The following is a 22088-nucleotide window of genomic DNA, read 5'->3' on the forward strand; positions in this document are numbered from 1 at the left end:
AAGCTGATTTCTCTAACAATAAAAAAAGCTGAAGGCTGAAAGCTGAGAGCTGATTTCTCTAACATGATTTTCGATAAATATCAATGGCTTAATTCCTGCACAGGCGTGGAACTTCACCTGTTTCCCGACGGCTCTTATGCCTGCAGGACCTGTTCGGTTTCGCTTGCGGGGAATCTGCTGAACATTGATAGCAAATCGGAGTATTCCGGCGATCTTGCTTCGCTGTTGAAGAAGCTTCCTAAAGATAAACCTGTTGCCCTGAGCCTTACCGGGAAAGGAGTGCTGATCCGAAAAACGGCAAGGATAGAGGAGATCGGAAGGGACAAACTGAACGAAGTGTTCCCGAATCTGCAGTCGGACCAGTTTTATGTACAGAACTTTATCAGCGGCGACTTGTCCTTTGTCTCCATTATCCGCAGGGACGTAAGCGACCAGATTCTCGTAGCCTTTGCCGGAGAAGGGTTGAACGTATTGCTGCTTACAGCCGGTCCGTTTGCTGCATCTGCGGTTCTGAGGCAGCTGAATACCTATGGGGATGAGCTGTGTTTTGATGGGCATTGCGTACAGTATACTAAAGAATGGGACTGGACAGAATACCGGTTTGAACCTGGAAAAAAATCAGAATTTCCTTTGAAAGTTGGTATAGAAGCGCTGCCCGGGCAGTTCCTTATTGCCTATGCTTCAGCATTTCAGCTGGCCTTATATCCCCGGCTGCCGGTGGTTTCGCTGCCCGCGCCCGAGGTTGAACATCATCTCGACGAGTTTGAGCAGAAGCAACGGTTTAACTTCAGGGCGGTGGCTGTTCTTTCTGGCTTTTTCGTGCTTCTGTTGCTCAATTTTGTGCTCTTCAGTTATTTTAATTCGGCAAATGAAGCGCTGCTTTCGCAGTTAAGCCAAACTTCAGCCAGCCTGGAGAACCTGCAGCATACCGAAAAGGAAATTGCATCGAATGAAAAGTTACTCCAGAAATTAGGATGGAACAAGGGCATCCGCTTATCCTATCTCGCTGACCAGCTGGGACAAACGCTTCCATCTTCCCTGAAACTAAAGGAAATAGGGATTAATCCCATGAATGTTACCGAGACAGGCAGACAGAGGAAGGAAATTTATGATACCGGAAAAATAAAGATCAGGGGAGAAGCTTCTGATCCTGCAGCCTTAAATAACTGGATTTACATCCTGAAGGGGAAGGACTGGGCAAAGCAGGTAAACCTGGACAGCTTCTCACCTTCGGGGGACGACAATACACAAGAATTTACAATAACGATTAACTACTAAACCGATGCTGAAGAACCTGGACTACCGCATTAAGAACCGCCTGCTACTGGCAGGGGCCTTGTTACTGCTTATCCTTTCCTGGCCTCTTGCATTACGCAAAACCTCGGATGCCATAGCCCTGAACCATCAGCTCAGCCTTAAGAATGAAGACAAAAGCAACCTTTCGTACAATCCGGCATACCTGAACCAAAAAGGGCGGGTGCTGGAGCAACTCGTGTCGCGCTATACCCTTGATTCCGCCGGATGGAAAAATGAACTCTGGCTGAAAGCTTCCGGCGCTGCTTCCGCTAAGGGGATCTCTGTTTCGTATACACCCGACCTGCTGAAATCACTTGCCGATACAGGCAGTACGAAAACGCTCCGGCAAAGTATCTCTTTTGGCGGCGACTACCGCAAACTGGTGGCCTTGCTCGATACATTGGAAAAGATGGAAGGGGTAGGCTTTGTAAGCTCGGCAAAGTTTGAACGTGAGAAAAATATGAATGCAGAGGGAGGGGATAAGCTGCATTTGAAGGTGGTATTTGGAGGGGTGAGGAAATAATGAAATCAAAATAGAACAATAAAATAATGATTTAATACCAATTAATCTTGAACCCTATGTTTTTACAACTGTTTAACCGCCTGGAACGTATTGATTATCTTATCCGTTCCAAATCTACAGGAACGCCTGACGAACTAGCCCGTCGTCTGGAAATGTCCGAAAGGACGCTGTATGCTTTTATTCATGAAATGCGGGCATCAGGAGCTCCCATCGGATACTCAAAGACGATCAGATCCTATTACTACCTAAAGAAAGGAAAATTCGGGTTTGGCTTCATGGAGGAATAGCTGGATTTTGATTGAGCCTATGCTTCCTTTTATTGAATTAAAAAAAGTTAAAAATATTTTCACACTGCAGTATGGTTGCAGTGTGAGGACGTAAGTTAGCGGTGTGAAGATATTTCAATAACGAGTTAAGATCATTGTTTGGAACTATAAAATATTAATTATGAGGATTTTATTAGTTTTTATTGCAGTTAGCACAGGCTTTTTTTTCAATTTTAGTTCATCGTCTGCCCAGTCCCGTGCGGACAGTATAAGGGTTAACCGACGAATGCCAGGTGCCAAAGACCAGGAGAGGCAGCAACTAGGCTTCTACAGGCGCTCGCTAAAGGTTGATTCAGCAAAAGCAGCCTCAGTGATGAAGGTACAGGCTGAGTATAAGGCCGGGATGAAGGTATTGGAGGCCGACAAGAACGTGGATATGGAAACGCGCCGGGTACGGATCAAAGCCCTTATGGACGAGCGAAACCGGAAGCTGGGCACGCTGCTAACGGCCGATCAGCAATCAAAGATGATTCCACCGGGGGAAAGGGAAGCGATAAAAACTACGCCAAAAGACTAAACGGGCACTTATCCTAATACGCTTTATATGAAGCCACCTATCCAGAAACCGATGCTGTCCCTCAGGGGGATGGTTGGGGCGCTATTGACGTTGCTGATCCTGTTTACAGCAGGCAGAAGCTACAGCCAGGATGGAACCCATATGTACGATCCCATCAATGCGGGGGCCTTAAGTCCCTGCGGGGGCATGTTTACCGACTCGCGGAACAATAACTATACAAACGGGATCTATTATTCCGATAACTATAACGAGTATAACAACTCCGGCCAGGCCCACGGACAGTCCGGTCCTGACGTATGGTATACCTTTTCTGTTTCAGACTATACGGACGTGCATATCTCCCTTTGCGGGAGTAACTTTGACACCTATGTTCACGTACTGGATGAAAACGGGGAATGGGTGAACAGCAATGACGATTCGGACTGTGGCAGGCCTTCCAAACTGGACGTTCCAGGACTCAGTCCCGGGGTCTATTATGTGGTAGTGGAGGGCTATGGCGGCAGCACCGGCGACTATGTTCTTGAGCTCAGCAGCACCATGTACAGCAGTCCCTCGCAGGGAGCGGATATGTATAACTATATCGGGGCGGGCATTTATAGCAGTTCAGGGTCTTTCACCCATACTATGAGTAATGAAGACCTTTGCCTGAAAAACGACATAGGGCAGCCCAGCACTGATATCTACTACCGGTTCACTTTATACAATACAGCCCAGGTAACCCTGTCGCACTGCGGCAGCGGCTTTGATACCTACCTGTACCTTCTGGATGCCGATGGAAATGAGATAGCGCGTAACGATGATAATACAGGCCCCCTTTGCCCGGGCTCACAGGCCTATCTGCAATTGACCCTCACATCCGGCAGCTATTATGTGGTATCAGAAGGGAATGACAATAATACCGGCAATATCGTCACGACGATCAATGTGAGTATGCTGCCCACTATACCAGAGATTAGCTATACGTTCCCTTCAGCGGTTTCCCTGGGGAGTCCGGTGTCGGTCAATGTGACCAATACGGGAGCTCCGGCCGTATCGGTAAATACGACTACGACGTACGCGGGTACAGGCTCGGCAGGCATGACCAATACAGGGGCGTTATCCTCGACGTTTAATAACCCGCTGTCGGTAGCAGCGGACGCCTCCGGCAATGTGTATGTAGCCGATGCCGGGAACCATAGTATCCGGAAGATCAGCACCTCAGGTCAGGTGAGCACCCTTGCTGGTGCAGGCTACAGCGGGTATGCAGATGGTACAGGCACAGCAGCCCGGTTCACCCACCCATCCTCACTGGCGGTTGATGGATCGGGAACACTCTATGTCACGGACCAGCAAAACCACCGGATCCGGAAGATCAGCCCTTCGGGGGTAGTGACCACCTTTGCAGGCAGTGGTACGGCAGGTTACGCTGAAGGTACCGGAACAGGGGCCAGCTTCAGGACTCCGGCTGGCATTACCCTGGATGCCTCAGGGAACGTGTATATAGCCGACCTGGAAAACCACCGGATCCGGAAGATCAGCCCCTCGGGAGTGGTGAGCACGTATGCCGGAACAGGAGTACAGGGCAGTACAAACGGAGCAGCAGCTTCTGCCTCCTTTACGTATCCTATCGGTTTAACCTTTGATGCCTCCGGCAACCTCTATGTGGTGGAACGGCAGGGACAAAGGGTGAGAAAGATCACCCCGGCAGGCGTAGTAAGCACTCTTGCCGGGAGCGGAACAGCAGGCTTTGTCAATGGTACAGGCAGTGCTGCCTATTTTAACTGGCCGAATGCGGTTGTGGCCGATCCCTCGGGTACTCTTTATGTATGCGACCAATTAAACCACATGGTCAGAAAGGTTACTCCGTCAGGAGCAGTCAGCACCCTTGCCGGAACAACCACCGCCGGGGTGGTTAACGGCACGGGAGATCAGGTGCGCATGAACGGACCCTTCGGTATTTGCCGTGATGCGCAGGGGAACCTCTATGTAGGCAACAATGCAGGCAACGTGATCCGCAAGATCACTCTCACGCCGGCCTTCACCATCAGCCCTGCACTTCCAGCCGGACTGACCCTGAACGGCGAAACCGGGACGATCTCCGGGACGCCTACCACCGTCAGCCCTGCCACCACGTACACGATAACGGCCAGGAGCAGCGGAGGAACAGCCACAACGACCATTACCTTTGCCGTAACGGGAGGCGGCCCCCGGCCGAGCCAGGACCAGAACTATATCCTGACGAGTACGCCGCTGAAACCCTTTGACGGAACGGTAGACGTAAGCAATAAAGATGCATCAGAAGTTCAGCATACCATCCAGTACTTTGACGGACTGGGACGGCCCCTTCAGACGGTGCAGTATAAAGGGGCACCTGCGAAGGACAAAGACCTGGTGGTCCCCAATGAATACGATGCCTTCGGGCGGGAGGCAAAGAAATACCTGGGCTATGCCGATGTATCCAATACAGGAAGCTATAAGCCCAACGCACTAACATCCTTGCCATCCTACTTCAGCGCCCCTGCAGCAGGGTCAGGAGTAAGCGCTGTTCCATCCCCCTTTGCCGAGACGAGGTTTGAGCCATCACCGCTGAACCGGGTGGAAGAGCAGGGTGCACCGGGCAATCCATGGCAGTTAAGCACCAGCGGGATCAGCGGCAGCGGCCATACAGTAAAGACCGAATACGGGACCAATACAGCATCGGGAGAGCGGGCAGTACGGTTATACTACGCCAATGTGGTGACTACCGCAGGTGAGGGGTACAAGCGGACTTTGAGCAGCACGGGCAACTATGAGGCTAGCCAGTTGTACCTCACTATCACCAAAGATGAGAACTGGACAAGCGGTAAAACCGGCACAACAGAAGAATATAAAGACAAACAGGGACAGGTAGTATTAAAACGAACCTGGAAGGATGAAAGCACCCCTTATTCCACCTACTACGTCTACGATGACTTTGGCGACCTGAGCTTCGTGCTCCCTCCGGGATCAGAGCCCGACGGGGGCATGGACGATACCCGCCTGACCAAGTACGGCTATCAGTACCGTTACGACGGGAGAAGAAGACTGATTGAAAAGAAGATCCCGGGAAAGGACGGCTGGGAAAGCATGGTGTACAATAAGATCGATCAGGTGGTACTGAGCCAGGACCCCAAGCAGGCACAAAGCGGCAAATGGAACTTTACCAAATACGACGGCCTGGGCCGGGTGGTGATGAGCGGGGAATACCAGAACAGTACCGGCACGCGTACTTCACTTCAGACTACAGCCGATGCCCAGACCGACACCCTTTGGGAGAGGTATACGGGAGGCAGTACAGGAGAAGGCTATACCAACCGGACTTTCCCCACCAGCTACAGCAAACTGCTGAGCGTGAACTATTACGACGACTATACCTTTCCGGGCAGCACTATATTTGGCTCCCTTCCGGTAGCCCGGAGCCGGATGATCAAAAGCCTGCTGACGGGAACAAAGACGAATGTTCTGGGGACAACAACCATGCTCACCAGCCTGACCTTTTACGATGACGAGGGCCGGGTGATGCAGGTCAAAAGCCAGAACTACCGGGGCGGGGTAGACAGTGTACTGACCACCTACACGTTTACCGACCAGCCCGTAACCGTCATCCGCTACCACACTAGCCCTTCAAACAGTGTAACGGTCAGGACGCGCTATCAGTACGACCATATGGGAAGAAAGACCCATACCTGGGAGAGTATCAACAATGCAACCGAAGTGCTGCTGGCAAAGAATAACTATAACGAAGTAGGCCAGCTGTGGAAGAAGGAACTGCATAACGGGCTACAGACCACCACCTATACGTATAACGAACGTGGCTGGCTGAGCGGATCCAGTTCGCCGAAGTTCGACCTGAAGCTAAGGTATAACAGCCCAACCAAAGGCGCCCCTGCACAATACAACGGAAATATCTCGGAGCAGGAATACACGGGGGACTACAGCGGCAACCGCTGGTTCACCTATCAGTATGATGCCCTGAACCGTCTGACCACATCGGTATATAACAACAATAACCTTCTTGGCGAGCAGCTGGTATATGACAAGATGGGGAACATCACCAGCCTGACCCGAGGAAACTACGGAACGCTGGGATACCTTTACGACGGAAACCGTTTAAGCAGTGTATCAGGCTTTAAGGCAGGAAGCTATGGTTACGATGTCAACGGCAATGCCACCACAGACGGAACCAGAGGTGTTACCATTACGTACAACGAGTTGAACCTCCCTTCGCAGGTAAGCGGAACGGGGACAGCCACCTATACGTATGATGCAGCAGGAAACAAACTGCGGTCGGTACAGGGAGGGACGACCAGGGACTATATCGCAGGAATCCAGTATACCAACGGAGTGATCGATTTCATTCAGACCGAAGAGGGCAGGGCCGTCAGAAAAAGCGATGGCAGCTACGCCTACGAATACAACCTGAAAGATCATCTGGGCAATACCAGGGTGGTTATAGACGACAACGGCAACAATACCCAACGAGTGGTACAGGAAGACGAGTATTATTCCTTCGGACTGAATGTTGGAAGATATACACTAGGGAATAAAAATAATTATCTTTACAATGGAAAGGAGAAACAGGATGTATTAACTGATGAATATGATTATGGGGCGAGGTTCTATGATCCGGTAATTGGGAGATGGACGAGTGTTGATCCGTTGGCGGAGAAAGGAAGAAGGTGGTCGCCTTATAGCTACACCTTTGATGATCCTATCCGTTTTACTGACCCTGATGGGATGTGGCCAGGGTTAGATATGTTTTCTTTAAGTGGGTCGGTTGCCTTTTATAAGGGAATGACAAATTTTGCCAAAACTATGGTAAAGGCGGCGATAGCCACTGTGAATAGCGTTCTTGATCCAATATCTAATGCCAATTATGCAGGGAATACCCATGGAGCTAAACATGTTACCTATACAAAAGCGGCAAACGAGGGTGTTAAAACATTAGCAGCTGAAGTCGCTGTTGGTGCTGCTGCTGGGAAGATTGTTGGTTCTGTAGCGAAAACATTTGCGAGGGAAGCTTCAGCTGGTACAGGTGCCGGGGCGGTACGTGCAGCTAAATATTCCTCTCAATGGGAAGGAGCGAGTTTAGATGCTACTATTGAAAAGTTTACACCTGGTGCAAAAGGAGTAATAGAAGGGCAAAAAACTATTTACAATAATGCAGAGACGGGAGTTCAAGTCGTTTATGATAATTCAGGAGACTATTTCAGAATACAGGACACTAATTTAGCAGGTAAAAGGCAATATTTAGATATGAGCGGAGAAGTACCAAATAACAAAGTTGTAAACGGTAAACAAATGGGACGAAATCAAGCAGAGTATAACCAAGTAACTCATTTCAGAAATATAGATAACCCATGAAGATAATTTGTGTGCCTAAGAACGAGGAAGCACTGCATCGATTGGACTTCAATCAAAATATTGAAGGAGATCTTATAGAGATGTCTATAGATGACACTATTTATTCAAATTTGGAAAACACCAGCTTTTTTGAAACTATCAATAGACTTACCGGAGCGAATATAGATAAATTTGAAGATGAGTCTATAACTGATAAAGAGGCTTTAGAAAAAGTGGTCAGTAGTGAAATTTTCAATGAAAAACGTTATGATCATTCTTTATATTCTATAGTCAGAAATATAAAGGCATTATTTGAGGAAGCCTTGAAATGTCAAACCGGTATATTTTTTTACTTTTGATTCCATCCTGAAAAAGCGACTATCTGATTTAAGTTGTAAACAGGCTTAGGACTTTAAAGATAAGCAAAGTTTTTCTTTGAATTAGGTGTTTGAAATTTAGTGTGCATAGGCTTTTTGGCTTTAAGTCTCTCTGGTCAGGGCATCCAGCACCAAAACACCTGCTGCTTTTCCTAGTCAGGGAGTAAATGAATCGGAGGTACTAATGAGAGTCACCGTACAAGGTGCTAAAGTAAAACGAGTTGAATAATTAATATCATGAATGATTCTTTTCCTATACTAACCGACAATCAGGTCGTTTTATCAAGAACTGATGTTAATACGGGCATTCTTGACGAAGAGCTTATATATGCTATAAGCCCTTCCCAAGTCGTATTTACTATTTATCCAAACCTCATAATTGCCGAAGATGCAGCTAAACTTATAATTTCAAATAGACCAGATATTGAGTGTTATATTCACAACAAGGATAGAGTCCTATTAAGGTTTATTGACAATAGCACATCAGAATAATAGCATTACAGATTCAATCGGAATTGCAATCACTTATCCTCTTCTTTGCTCCACGAATAAATTTTTTTATAAAATGAAAATAAAAGGCCCAACTTCAAAGAAGTTATTCTGTTTCTTAACATTCATATTTATTGGGAATTCTGCTTTCAGCCAGTACGGTAGTAAATTGGCAAATATCGTTCCACCATCACCCAATGCCTCAACCTATCAACTATATGGTAATTACCCGGTAAGCTATAATACAGGTTTGCCGGATATTACCATACCGATCTATAATGTAAACCTAAAAAATTATTCACTCCCGATTAATATTAGCTTTCATGCTTCCGGCCGTCGGGCTGAACTTAATTTTTCATCACTAGGGGTGGGATGGGCCCTGAACGCCGGTGGCCAGATTACCAGGGAAGTAAGGGAACGGCCCGATGAATCCGCTCCAGCATTGGAAACGACCGTAGCGGAAGTGTACAGCAATAGTAACCCCAACAGCTATCAGACATTTTACGATAAATTATTAGGAACAGATTTGACATTATCTCAGCAATATGGACCGAGTTCGGGTGATCTTGATAGCGAGCATGATATCTACGCGTTTAATGTTAACGGTATAAGTGGGAAATTTATAATGCGTAATGGGGCCCCCCTATTTCTGACTCACTGTCCATTTAAAATTACTGTCTTAAATGATGCATATACATTAACCGACGACAAGGGCATCCAATATATATTTGCAGATAGAGAAAAAACTGTCGTATTGGGCCAACCAGTAACAACTTCATGGTTTTTAAGTACAATAAAACTATTATCTGGTGATTTGATCAATTTTACGTATGGCGACCGTCTCACCGGATCGCCGGGAGACGATCTTGCAGTAGATAATACGCAATACGATGAAATTGAGGTTAAAGATAAGCCGCTCACTTTGGGAGCCCCTGAAGATCAGCCATATTCGACTTTAATGCAAGTTAATCCGGTAAATCAAGAATACGGCATAAAATATGTAACACAAATAACCTTTAACGGTGGAATTATAAACTTTAATTATGATCAATACACGCTTAAACTTGCCGGGTGTCAGGTCTCAAATCAAAATAATCAACAGTTAAGGGAAATAGGATTTGACTATATACAAACGCCTGGAACTGCATTCCATTTAATCAATAATAATTCGACCTCGTTAAATAATATATCTATTAAGGATGCTGCCGGGAATGCAGTTGAAAAATATCATTTCGATTATTACAATGATCCGTTGCCAGACCCCGGATTTAACTTTTCCAATTATAAAGACTGGTGGGGATACTGTAATGCATCAGGCAAGGGTATAATAATACTTCCGGCAGATCAGAGTGGCTTTAATTACCAGCCGGCTTATTGTAGCAAAGAGCCTAATTTTAATTATAAGCGAAGCGGAATGTTAAAGAAAATCACCTATCCGACGGGTGGTATCAGTGAGTTTATCTACGAAACCAACAGGTATGAAAATGGTACTTCGACAGGAGCGGAAGGTCCTGGCATTCGTATTCAAAAAATCATTACCAATGACAACAAAGGTAACCAAGTAACTAAATTGTACAAATATGGACCAACAGAGAACGGCATAGGATATCTTGCATACAAACCGGAATTACAGGATTTTAAAACCGAAGTTTTTTATTGCTACATTGATTATTATGATGAACATGGCGATGGTATTATTCAGGCTGCGAAACGGGCATATCGAATAAGAAGATTTAAGCCACGCCCGGTAGCCGAGATCGCCAGAGCATACAACCTTCCGGTATATTATAATAATGTAACGGAATATACAGTTTCATCCAACGGGAATTTAAATGGAAAGGTTGAATATGTCTATAATACTCCTGTATCTTTTCGTCTTGTATATTCATTAAGTTTTAATTCTTCGTTCTTGCCTTCTTACTCTCCTAATGTGTTTTTTCTTGATGAGTGGACAGTGGGTAATCTAAATCAAAAGACCATTTATACGTTGGACAGTGGAATCTATATGCCAAAGGAGTCAACGGAATATTCCTACACAGAATTTAACCGAACATCCATCCCCCAGATCAAAGCATCGCGTACAACCATGTTTCCCTGGGAGCATGCACACAACGCTGGAGAAAGAGTAAGTGAACGGATGTGTGCATTAGGCGCAACACCTTGGTTTACGTCGGCGGTCCCTGTCTTTGAAATTGTAACAAATCCCCTCGAAGCAGGTATATTAAAAGTTACCAAAGAAACACATACAACCTATCATCTACAGGACCTTAAGACCATAACTGTTACTAATTATTTTTACGACAACCTGTCATATTTAGAGCCTACGCGTATTATCACCACGGGCAGTAAAGGCGACATTTTGCAAAAAACCTTTTCCTATCCACAAGATATGGTTAGCAATGGTAACGATCCCACCGGCGTATATTTGTCGATGTCAAATGCTAACATGGTCAGTCCTCTTATAAATGCAATTAAAAGTAAGAACGGAACGCAACTTGACCAAACCAAAACCAATTATTCGATATTCAATAACTTGTTTAAACCACAAACGATAGAATATAAGAAAGGCACTAACCAGCCAACAGTGAATGTGATTTTTCAAAGCTATGATACTAAAGGAAATTTAGAGCAATTAACAAAACCAGGTGGCCCGCCTCTCAGTTATGTCTGGGGATATAATAAGGAATACCCAGTGGCTTCGGCATCAAATGCACTAAGCAGTGATATTTATTTTGAAGGATTCGAAGAGGCGACAGGGACAGGTATAAGTTTGACGAGCGGTCATACCGGGCATAATAGTAAGACCAATGGATATTCAAAGACCCTGACGGGTTTAACAAACGGAAAATACACTTTAAGTTATTGGAAGGAAACCAGTGGCGTTTGGTCAAAGATAATAGTTGAAAACATTGATGTGACCGGGACTGCTTATACAATCAGTATTAATGGCACATATCATGTCGATGATGTTTGCTTTTATCCAAAAGATGTACAGATGACAACATATACTTATGATCCATTAATTGGGATGACGAGTCAGACAGATGCGAAAGGAATTACACTATATTATGAATACGATAATTTCCAACGTCTCAGAAACATCAAAGATCAGGATGGAAACATTATTAAGAAGGTCAACTATCACTATATAGGGCAATAAAAACTACAATATGAAAGCAGGAATATTTTATAAGCGCCATGTTCACGCTGGTGACCGTGAATATCAGCGCGAGCTACGGCCTGCAGGTCGTCAGCACTGGTGGAAGTCGATAAGATGGCATAAGCTAATATTTAAAGAGCGATAATACAGCTACGGCCCGGCAGGCCATCGAAATACAGGAGACTTACAAAGCGATATTGCTGCAGTTGCTGGCCTATTCGATGAGCGGCGCTATTAATGCCGGAGCAGCGTAACCGACAACTTTTCAGATTCCAAAAATACTGCAGTCGGTGGTTATACTAATAATTACGTGCTGCAGCCGAAGATGTACGGTACAAATTTGCGTTTAATGCAATGGCAAACCTGGTACAGGACTGTGAATGGCCAAAGGCTATGTGTTAACCGATTTTAGAAAATGTGTTTATGTCAGACAGGTACAGATACCAAAAGTACAGAGGACGATGACGGAAACCGCTCCTTTCGGGGTATGTATTTTTGTGAGTCCAGATGCTAAAACTCAGTATCCGATGAAGAAGAAGGTTATCAGGCTGTGTAACTGATTAAATACTTAGCCAGATTCATAAAAACAGAACTTATACGCGCCTAGGAATTCGTTCATTGGCTGGATATTTCTGAAAGGGTTTAATGAGGGGCGAATTATTGTCACTATCTTTTTGTGTTTTAAATTTCAAGGACAACCAATGTACGTGATAATTAGCGGATTAGCTTTTGAATAATATTGTTAGCGAGATAAGTCTGCCCGGCAGCATAAAAAAATAATTCCAAACTGCGGTGTAGTCGCAGCCTGGAATTATTTTAGTGGACCCACTTCTTAGGACAAGAATGATACAATAATAAGCTGTGTTGTTGTTATTGCAGGTGTTGGAATGTGTGTAAACTCGAAGAGTTTTCCACATTTCCACGCCTTTCTCTTTTTTGCTACTTTTTTCTCTTTAAAAATCATTGTTGATAACAGCCTAAGCAGCATTGAACAGATCAGCAGGGAGGCGATCCTCCAGGCTCTGATGGTGTCTTTGATAGTTATAAAAGTCGAACCACTTTTTTATTCCCTGGTAAAGGCTTAATCCATCTTCCTGTGGATTCAGATAAACGTATTCCTGCTTCAAACTTCTCCAAAGGCGTTCGATAAAGATATTATCGGTCGCCCTGCCTTTGCCGTCCATACTGATCTGAATAGTGTTGCTTTTAAGTAGTTCTGTATACTCATCACTGGTAAACTGACTGCCCTGATCGCTATTGATTATCTCCGGTTTTCCGTGACGTGCTATGTCTTGTCCTGAAATAGCTTTACATTTAATGTAAAGCTATTTCAGGACAAGACATTCATTTGAAGTTCCGCTACACTTGTTTTGTCCTCACCTGCAAAATCCCTGAGGATGGAAAGTTTCGAAGCGCCGTTTATTGTACCGATACCAAAATTTCCATTAGAACTCAAATATACTCTCGGTTGTCCGCCTGCGAAAAATTTTATTCCTCCGTATGACGAGAGGTAGGCAGACGGCCCACCTGTATTCCATGAGTCGTGATACCAGCCAAGTGCATAGTGACCAACCAGGTTTGAATTATAGCTAAACTGATCTGAGAGGGCTATGACTCCTGTAACCTCCCCATTTTTAGGACAGTTTGTAAATATACGCATGCACATTTAACTTAGTGGTGTTCATCAAGAAACGGAAACCGGCTCTGCTGAGGAGCAACCTGTCAGGGATATTGATGAACCACGAAGAATAAACGGGATGCGTTGTACCTTGTGCAGCGCATCCTTCTTTCATATTCTTTGTGCCGTATGCCTTAAAAAAACCTATCCGCATTTTTTCAGTCTGTAAGTAATGGGACTTAAATCGTTCAAGGATTCATGCGGCCGGTACATATTGTAATCCTCCAGGAACTCGTCGCTGAGTAACCTTACCTGATGAATGCTCTCAAAGAGATTGGCATCAAGAACATCTTCCCGGTAAGATCGATTAAATCGCTCAATATATCCATTCTGCATAGGTTTTCCCGGCTGGATGTACAGCAGTTTGATCTGCTTCTCCAGGCACCATTCTGAAAGAGCGGAAGAGATAAACTCAGGACCGTTATCCACGCGAATGGCCATTGGCTTACCTCTTTCAAGTACCAGGCGTTCAAGTATTTTGATGACCAGGTTGCTGCCAATACTGAAGTATGGTTCTATTCTTAAGGCTTCCCGGTTAAAGTCATCAATAATATTGAGTACTCTGAATTTTCTTCCATTCATCAGCGTATCATGCATGAAATCCATTGACCAGGTATCGTTAGGCTGGAGCGGAATAATTAAAGGCTGCTTTACTCTGGCTGGCAGGCGCTTTCTGCCACGCCGCCGCTTATTCAATCCCATCATCTTATACACTCTTGCTATACGTTTACGATTCCAGTTCAATCCCTGATTACGGATGCGGCCATAGAACTTATCCTGACCTTCTTTTGGCTTTTTCTCAGCCAGTTCCTGCAACTTCTCAATTACTTCCGTGTCATCTTTGATTGAAACGTAGTAATATACCGATCTGGGAAGGTTGATTATTTTACAAACCCGTTGTGCGGTTTAAGCGGCAAGGGCATGTTTTAAGTGATTAATGGGTTTGTTGTTTTTGAAATTGATCAACTGCAGAACGGCTACGCCACTTATCTTTGAACACATCCTTGTGAAGAGCCCGCTGAGCGATTTTGCATAATTCCTTTTGATGTAAAGGTGGTCGCAAAGCTGAGAAAACAGCGTTTCCACTCGCTTTCGGACGTATCGGTAAGAAGGATTCCAGAGCGTTGTTCTTTTCTTCATATTATTCCTTAAAGGGGTGATTAACCGAATCCTGTCCTGTTCAAAAAGAGTGGTTTGATAGGGCAGGGATAAATATCCTTTATCTGCAATTAATTCACATTCATTTAGTTCCAGATTTTCAAGCTGGCTGAGATAGTGTACATCATGTACATTAGCAGCCGTTATTCCCATTGATACCGGAACACCGGCTTTCGAAATAATCAGTTGCATTTTGAACCCGTAATAATGCAGCCTGTGAGATGCATGATACCCTCTGGAAGGTTGTACATGCAAATCTTCTCTGCATATGCTGGTCCTGGAAATCCTTACATTCTGACAAATAGGAACAGGTACCGAATCTATAATAAACTGGTGGTTATCGGGATTGATTATTTCCGATATAGGTTGAGCCACCAGGGCAATATAATCCTGAAGTCTCTTTCGTCTTCTGTTGTAATTAGACCGGTCTATTAAATTAGGAAACTCACCGCTATATTCTGTTCTAAGTTTAGAAAACAGCAGGTTTTCCGAGTCAATACCCAGTGCTTCGGAAGTAATAGACAAAGCAACTATCTCTATATCTGACAGTTTTGGCAAATTCCTGTACTTGAAGAAGTTGCCATCCGCTAACATATATTCTGTCAAAGCAAGTTTGCTAATCTCAAGAATCTTATCGAAATTGGTCTTTAAGTTGTGCATGTAAGAAAATGTAGAATACTTTCTTAATTTACTGCTTATCAGTAACGTGCACAACTTTATTCCTTCTTCTTTTTTCATTTATTTACTTTTACTCAAACCGCACAACGGGTTTTACAAGCTCTTGTGAGGCTATATCCATGCTCGCTGCGGATATAGTCAACCCGGTCCTTCCGCTCACAAGGCTTTAGAACTTTTTTGAAAGCACATCTTTCAGCACTTTATTATCCATGGCCAGCTCTGCATACATCTGCTTTAACCTCCGGTTTTCTTCCTCCAGTTCTTTCAGTCGCTTCAAATCCTGCGTCTCCATCCCACTGTACTTATTCTTCCAGTTGTAAAAGGTCTGCTTATTGATGCCCAGACCCCGACAAACATCCGCAGCAGGCTTTCCTGCCTCGTACTCTTTGATAGCCGCAACAATCTGGGCCTCTGTAAATCTCGTTTTCTTCATTTTTGACAGTTATAAAGTTAATTATTCTACTTTTAAACTGTCCGATTTTTAGGGGAGGTTACAGGTGGTCGCCATGGTGATGATACATTATCCGTAACAACCACCATTGAGGAATTGAATAAAGATGAATTAGCAAGAATTCATCCCTTTGCCTTGTCGACAGATGGGTTTTACCTAGCGGTTAAAATCGATAAGGAGTGGTTGCAAATAAGCCCCCCATACTCCTCCCAGACTGCTGGCAGACTGACGGCAGACTGCTCTCAGGTTTATTCTACGGATATACTTCCGCCCGAGCCGGTTTATTCGACTCCGACTCGATGAATTGTCGATGAATTCAGCATACGCAGTCGATGAATTCTCGATCAAATGTGCCGGCAGTGTGCCAGTAGTCTGCCAGCAATGTGCCAGCAGACTATGGTAACACGAACCTTTCCGATACTAAGATGATGCCGGTGACATCAAAACAGGTCCGGCAAAGAGTACGGACTTTGTTCTTCGGTGTTTTTTATTTCTGAAGCGCTTCTCTTACAGTATCTGCAAGCGGTGTCGTTGGCCGTCCGATTAAAGCAGAAAGCTGTTGCGTTTCATCAAATAAAGCACCCTGGGAGGCTGAAACGTCCCATCCAGCTATTGCCTGGGCTAGCTCTTGCGGCAAACCAAAGGAAACAAGTGCGGCGGCATAGTCACTTTCCGGCAGATTTTTATATGGTATATTTTTGCCTGTCTGACGCGAAACTTCTGCGGCCAGATCACTAAGCGTCCATGCTTCGTCCCCTGCAAGTTCGTAGGTCTTCCCCTGGTGGTCCTCTCCGGTTAAAACGGCAACTGCAGCCTCTGCGTAGTCGGCCCGTGCAGCAGAAGAGATTTTTCCTTCACCGGCGCTGCCAATAAATGCGCCGCCAGCAATAGCTCCCTGAATAGAACCGGTATAGTTTTCTGTATACCAGCCATTACGCAGCAAAGTAAACGGAATGCCTGAGTTCTTCAACGCAGTTTCAGTAGCAAGGTGTTCCTCCGCAAGACTGATAGTTGAAGTGTCGGCACGAAGGATACTCGTGTAAATTATCCATTGAACACCGTTTTGCTTGGCTGCCTCAATAACATTTTTATGCTGCACGGCACGTTTGCCCACTTCACTTCCTGAAATAAGCAATAATGTATCGACGCTCCTTAATGCATTGTTCAATGTTTCGGGTTTATCGTAATTGGCTTCTCTCACTTCCACGCCCAGATCAGAGGCTTTTTCAACAGAACGAACGAGGGCAACGATACTTTCTCCATAACCCTTCTCTTTTAGTTTATTTACAACCAATTGGCCAAGTTGACCTGTTGCTCCGGTAATTGCTGTTTTCATTGTTTTTTGTTTTATTGTGAGGCAAAGATCGTGCAATTCAACGCCAGAGAAAGGTAAAAATGGGACGAAGAATGATACTTTCGGGAACTTAACGATTAAAGTATGCTTCTCTGAATTCTATAGGTGTGTTATCTGTATGCTTGCGAAAGTACTTGATAAAGTTGGTAGGTTCTTCAAAGCCGAGGTCGTACCCAACTTCTTTAATAGAGCGATTGGTATAAATAAGCAATCGTTTGGCTTCCAGCATCACCCGTTCATCGATGATAATTTTGGGCGATTTGCCCAATGTTTTAGTTGTAGCATGTGTTAAACGCTTCTCGGATACGTTCATTAACGCGGCATAACCAGTAACTGATTTAAGAATTTTGAACTTTGAATCCAGCAGGTCTCTGAACAAAACGGTGTAATCGAGATCGGCTCCTTTGCTGATCTCACTGAACCCTTGCTTTCTTCGTTCTCTTTCGGCTAATAAAAGCAAGTTGTGAAGCAGGTTATGTAAAAGGTGGTAATGGTAAGTGTCGTTGTTTTCTGTTAATTCTGTTTCAATGGCACTGAAAGCTGTTTGTAAAGAAGGTGATGAATTAACGTTGATGACAGGCGTATTCAAGAGGTCGTTGAACAGAGTGGTACTGTGAAGATATTTGAGATCATCTTCCGTTTTTCCAAAGAAGTCATCCGTAAATAACATGATCTTGCCATCGTGTTTGCTACGGTTGTCAATTGCCTTCACCCGGTCCTTGTTAACGAAGAGAAAGGAATTTGCTTCTGCTTTTACCGGCTCAAAGTCTATCAGGTATTCGGCGGTTCCTTTTTGTATCCAGAAAATATGATAAAATGTTGCGCGGTGCGGTACGGTGATCGAGTTGTGATGCTTTGCTACTGTCGCAGCAATCGGAATGATCTCTATTTCTAAAGGAAGCCCGGACTTGAACGTTACCTGCTTAATTTCTGATTGCATATGCGAAAATAAGAGATTATTGGCGAGCTTCTTTATAACTTTACCCTGAACATGCTATCTTTAGATAATGCGGCACCAGGAATTTGAGCCTCCTGAAGAGCTTCGGGATACCATTAAGTGTTTTTGGTATAACATTAGAGACTTCGGAGAACAACAAACGGACTTTGAAGTGGTCCCTGACGGGTATACAGAAATTATTTTTTATTTCGGAAGCCTCTCTACCATTTCTTACAGCAACGGCTTACAGCAGCTGCCATCGCCGTTTATGATGGGGCTGCTTAATCAGCCCGTCCGTTTTTACACGGAAGACCGTCTGGAGATCATTGGTATAAGGTGCTTTCCCTGGACGGTGTTCGATTTGCTTGGATTACCATCCGGCAAAGGCGGCGTGCACATATTTGAACATCCTATCGCTACACTTCAATCGTCATTGAATGAGTTGGTGATCGCTGGCAGGATAGACCAGGCGCTGGCTCGTGTAAAAGAATATTTTCTTAATATACGATCAGGTATTGCTACCAGCAGTATGCTGTTCAAAGCAGGAGTTGCAATGAGAGAAGCAAATGGTAGTATGCCGGTAAGTGAGGTTGCTGCATCTGCTCATGCAACGGTTCGTACGCTGGAAAGGAATTTTAAACAATCTTCAGGGTATACCATTAAAGATGTGTCTGCCCTGATCCGTTTTGAGCAGGTGCGCAACCATTTATGGTGGTATCCGGACTCTAACCTTACCAGTCTGGCTCACGAGTTGGGTTATGCGGATCAATCTCATCTAAGCAGGGAGTTCAAACGCTATAGCGGTTCTACGCCCGGGGCATTCGCACGAAAATCAAAGAAAAGAAAACAGGCCCTGGGCGACGATTTTGTCGCATTTATACAAGCCTGAGACAGGGGCAATCCAGAATTTTGTATTTCAATTATTTAACATGAAAGAAATACAGAAAATTATGAAGTCCGCGCAAAATTATAGTGCCCACATGAAGGCACTTCAGAATCCCTTATTTGTTATCTTCACAGCCATTGCTCTTGATGCGATTGGTATTGGGCTCATTTTCCCCATCCTCCCTGAGCTATTGCGGGAGGTGACTCATGCAGGCAATGTAGCGCCATATATAGGTATAACCACTGCGCTTTACGCCTTTATGCAATTTATCTTTTCGCCCGTTCTCGGTTCTCTCAGCGACAGACTGGGGCGCAGGCCGGTGCTGTTAATTTCACTATGCGGCGCGGCTGTTAGTTACATTTTTATGGCATTTTCATCGCAACTCTGGATGTTGCTTATTGGGCGTGCTATTGCCGGGCTTACCAGTGCAAATATGGCTGTTGCCACCGCCTACATCACCGACATATCTCCTGAAGAACAAAGGGCCGGCCGGTTCGGGATTTTCAATGCGATGTTTGGCATCGGGTTTATCATAGGTCCTGTTCTTGGTGGTCTGCTGGGTGATTACTGGTTACGACTTCCTTTTATGGTTGCTGCCGGTCTTAATACCTGTAATATGTTACTGGCTTTATTGGTGTTACCCGAGTCGCACAAGCCGCAGCGTCGCAATATAGATTGGGCTGCGCTCAATCCGCTCCGGCCAATGAAATGGGCTTTTTCAATGAGAGGATTAACGCCCCTGATCTTAATCTTTTTTATTTTCAGCTTTTCTGGTGAAGTATACGGAACCTGCTGGGCGCTTTGGGGTATGGATACGTTTAAGTGGAACGGCTTGTGGATCGGTCTTTCTCTAGGGACGTTCGGCATTTGCCAGGCGCTTGTACAAGGTCTTCTCACCGGACCTGCAGTTCGGCGTATGGGAGAACGCACTGCTATTTTTACCGGCATTGCATGCGCCTGCCTTGCAGCGGTGTTGATGGCTTTTGCAAGACAAAGCTGGGCGGTTTTTGTGATAATGCCGGTGTTCGCGCTCGGCGGTATTGGCAACCCGGCACTGCAATCTTTAGCAACAAAGCAAGTCGACATGGCGAAGCAAGGCCAGTTTCAGGGAGTACTGACCTCTGTGATTAGCCTGTCGGCCATCATAGGTCCGCTTGTTTTTTCGTCTGTGTATTTTCTGGTGCAAAAGGAATGGCCCGGAGCTGTTTGGCTTTCGGTAGTCGTTGTCTATATGATTGTAGTGCCCTTAGTAGCCAGCCTAAGATTGTCGCCGGGTTCTATCGGAAGATAAAAATCAAAGCTCAGCAAGTTTACCTTTTACAAAACCAAGACGAAGACTTTGTTGAAATCCCTGAACTTTGGGATAACATTATTAAGATCTTATAGTATGAAAACAAAAGTTGGATTTATTGGCCTTGGTAACCTGGGCACACCAATTGCTCAAAACCTGATCGAAGCAGGATATCTCCTGCAGGTTTATAACCGGACAGCGTCAAAGCTGGATCAACTTGACCAGGATGCAATCACAAGATGCGCTTCTCCCGCTGAGTCTGCTGAGGGCGCTGCCTTTATAGTGACCGTATTATCGGATGACAACGCCGTAAGGGAAATAGCCACTAAAGATGATGGGATCTTAAAAACGTTACCTGAAGGCGCTATTCATATCTCCCTCAGCACCATACTGCCAGAAACTGCGAAAGAGCTTGATGCGCTCCATCGTGACGCAGGCAGCTACTACCTGACATCGCCTGTGTTTGGAAGGCCTGAGGCGGCTGCGGCAAAAAAACTATGGGTATGCGTTTCCGGCTCTGAGGATATTAAAGCGGCGGCTAAGTCCCTGCTGGAAAGTACAAGTCAGGGTATCATCGATTTCGGAGAAGAAGCGGGTGCCGCTAACGTGGTAAAGCTTGCCGGGAATTTTATGATACAGGCATCAATGGAGATGATGGCTGAAGCATATACACTTGCAGAGAAGTACAAGGTTGACCGGACGAAGGTTGCTGACTTTTTCGGTTCGACGCTGTTTAATTCTCCTATTTTTAAGAATTACGGGAAAATGATTGCCGAAAAAGACTACTCGCAGGTGGGTTTTACTACGCAGCTAGGTTATAAAGACGCAAGGTTGATATTCAACATGTCGCAACAAAGTCACACACCTATGCCTTTCATTACAGTTGTGCATAACCGGTTACTGTCTGCTCTGGCAAAGGGATGGAATGAACGTGACTGGTCAGAGGCCATAAGCAGGGGAGTAACAGATGATGCCGGACTTGGATAACGAAGGCTCCGGTTAAGTATACTGGGCCATTCAAATCGTTGCATTGCCGCAATTTGGATCATTTTCGACATGTTTTAATATTTTAAAATGATGTTTGACTAATAAATCTGTATATTCTTTCGTGTCCAGAGAGGCATGAAATACATTTTCTCCGCCCATTACTCCCCATGCCTCTCCGTGCTCCGATCCCGACGTGAAAAGTAAAATTCCGCCGGGATTTAAATGCCTTTCAAAAATTGCAAACATCGCCGGCTGATCCGCAGCCGGCAAATGGAAGAAACTATGCCACGCAATTACTGCATCATATTTGCCGGATAAATCCAGCTCCCGCATATCTGCCAAAATAAGATCAGCAGAGGGAAAGTTTGTTTTAGCGATTTCGAGAATTCCGCTGCTGGCGTCAACCCCGGTGACCCGGAGGTTTCTGCTGAGAAGGTACTCAAGGATTGGCTTTCCCGTGCCGCAGCCTATATCCAGAACAACGCCATCAGCTGGCAAATAATCTATTAAGCTGTCGAGATATTCTTTTTCCATCAATCCGGTGTATCTGTCTTCAGAAAACCAGTGGGCAATCTTATTGTATACCTTGTAAACATCTTTTCTCTCGCCATTTTCCATGTACGAATAAACATAAATATTT

General features: G+C 45.0%; 17 protein-coding genes and 2 pseudogenes. 11 read left to right on the top strand and 8 right to left on the bottom strand.

Annotation, left to right across the window (positions count from 1 at the left end; genetic code table 11):
- Positions 1 to 63: 63 nt before the first annotated feature.
- From BDE36_RS12605 to BDE36_RS24260, 8 genes are all read left to right on the top strand, one after another.
- Entirely contained in the window at positions 64 to 1278 is a 1215-nt protein-coding gene (locus BDE36_RS12605; protein WP_141815152.1) for a PilN domain-containing protein, read from the top strand.
- A gap of 4 nt (positions 1279 to 1282) precedes the next feature.
- A complete protein-coding gene (locus BDE36_RS12610; protein ID WP_141815153.1) occupies positions 1283 to 1819 on the top strand; it encodes a hypothetical protein in 537 nt (178 codons plus the stop codon).
- Between the two features lie 56 nt (positions 1820 to 1875).
- A complete protein-coding gene (locus tag BDE36_RS12615) occupies positions 1876 to 2106 on the top strand; it encodes an HTH domain-containing protein (protein ID WP_141815154.1) in 231 nt (76 codons plus the stop codon).
- A gap of 160 nt (positions 2107 to 2266) precedes the next feature.
- Positions 2267 to 2662, top strand: a complete 396-nt coding sequence (locus tag BDE36_RS12620; protein WP_141815155.1) for a hypothetical protein — start codon at positions 2267 to 2269, stop codon at positions 2660 to 2662.
- 27 nt (positions 2663 to 2689) lie between these two features.
- Entirely contained in the window at positions 2690 to 8023 is a 5334-nt protein-coding gene (locus BDE36_RS12625) for a DUF6443 domain-containing protein (RefSeq protein WP_141815156.1), read from the top strand.
- Positions 8024 to 8034: 11 nt separating this feature from the next.
- Positions 8035 to 8361: a hypothetical protein gene (locus tag BDE36_RS12630; protein WP_150309388.1), complete on the top strand. Its 327-nt coding sequence runs from the start codon at positions 8035 to 8037 to the stop codon at positions 8359 to 8361.
- 583 nt (positions 8362 to 8944) lie between these two features.
- The gene (locus BDE36_RS12635) at positions 8945 to 12028 is read left to right on the top strand and encodes a hypothetical protein (RefSeq protein WP_141815158.1); all 3084 of its coding nucleotides are present in this window, start codon (positions 8945 to 8947) and stop codon (positions 12026 to 12028) included.
- A gap of 10 nt (positions 12029 to 12038) precedes the next feature.
- Complete coding sequence (locus BDE36_RS24260; RefSeq protein ID WP_262715160.1) at positions 12039 to 12173, top strand: hypothetical protein; 135 nt, start codon at positions 12039 to 12041, stop codon at positions 12171 to 12173.
- 832 nt (positions 12174 to 13005) lie between these two features.
- Here the strand turns inward: BDE36_RS24260 and BDE36_RS24180 are convergent.
- The 7 genes and pseudogenes from BDE36_RS24180 to BDE36_RS12670 all read right to left on the bottom strand — a co-directional run bounded on the left by BDE36_RS24180 (position 13006) and on the right by BDE36_RS12670 (position 18287).
- On the bottom strand, positions 13006 to 13347 hold the full coding sequence (locus tag BDE36_RS24180) for an integrase core domain-containing protein (RefSeq protein WP_141815159.1): 342 nt from the start codon (positions 13345 to 13347) through the stop codon (positions 13006 to 13008).
- A gap of 11 nt (positions 13348 to 13358) precedes the next feature.
- Positions 13359 to 13688, bottom strand: coding sequence for a hypothetical protein (locus BDE36_RS12645; protein WP_141815160.1), 330 nt, complete (start codon positions 13686 to 13688; stop codon positions 13359 to 13361).
- Positions 13689 to 13850: 162 nt separating this feature from the next.
- Positions 13851 to 14594 (bottom strand): annotated as a pseudogene (locus BDE36_RS12650) (IS3 family transposase); the annotation flags it as partial.
- A gap of 18 nt (positions 14595 to 14612) precedes the next feature.
- A complete protein-coding gene (locus BDE36_RS12655) occupies positions 14613 to 15524 on the bottom strand; it encodes an IS982 family transposase (protein WP_420837438.1) in 912 nt (303 codons plus the stop codon).
- A 110-nt stretch (positions 15525 to 15634) separates the two neighbouring features.
- A pseudogene (locus BDE36_RS12660) lies at positions 15635 to 15975 on the bottom strand (transposase); the annotation flags it as partial.
- 505 nt (positions 15976 to 16480) lie between these two features.
- On the bottom strand, positions 16481 to 17329 hold the full coding sequence (locus BDE36_RS12665; protein WP_141815163.1) for an SDR family oxidoreductase: 849 nt from the start codon (positions 17327 to 17329) through the stop codon (positions 16481 to 16483).
- Positions 17330 to 17417: 88 nt separating this feature from the next.
- Positions 17418 to 18287, bottom strand: coding sequence for a helix-turn-helix domain-containing protein (locus BDE36_RS12670; protein ID WP_141815164.1), 870 nt, complete (start codon positions 18285 to 18287; stop codon positions 17418 to 17420).
- A 67-nt stretch (positions 18288 to 18354) separates the two neighbouring features.
- Here BDE36_RS12670 and BDE36_RS12675 point away from each other — a divergent pair, with 67 nt between their 5' ends.
- From BDE36_RS12675 to BDE36_RS12685, 3 genes are all read left to right on the top strand, one after another.
- Complete coding sequence (locus BDE36_RS12675) at positions 18355 to 19173, top strand: helix-turn-helix domain-containing protein (protein WP_141815165.1); 819 nt, start codon at positions 18355 to 18357, stop codon at positions 19171 to 19173.
- Positions 19174 to 19213: 40 nt separating this feature from the next.
- Complete coding sequence (locus tag BDE36_RS12680; RefSeq protein WP_141815166.1) at positions 19214 to 20461, top strand: TCR/Tet family MFS transporter; 1248 nt, start codon at positions 19214 to 19216, stop codon at positions 20459 to 20461.
- Positions 20462 to 20557: 96 nt separating this feature from the next.
- Positions 20558 to 21448 (top strand): NAD(P)-dependent oxidoreductase, encoded by an 891-nt coding sequence (locus BDE36_RS12685; RefSeq protein WP_141815167.1) that lies wholly within the window; start codon positions 20558 to 20560, stop codon positions 21446 to 21448.
- Between the two features lie 30 nt (positions 21449 to 21478).
- Here BDE36_RS12685 and BDE36_RS12690 read toward each other — a convergent pair whose 3' ends face one another.
- On the bottom strand, positions 21479 to 22066 hold the full coding sequence (locus BDE36_RS12690) for a class I SAM-dependent methyltransferase (RefSeq protein ID WP_141815168.1): 588 nt from the start codon (positions 22064 to 22066) through the stop codon (positions 21479 to 21481).
- Positions 22067 to 22088: the final 22 nt, after the last annotated feature.

The sequence above is a fragment of the Arcticibacter tournemirensis genome, assembly GCF_006716645.1.
Lineage (GTDB): Bacteria > Bacteroidota > Bacteroidia > Sphingobacteriales > Sphingobacteriaceae > Arcticibacter > Arcticibacter tournemirensis.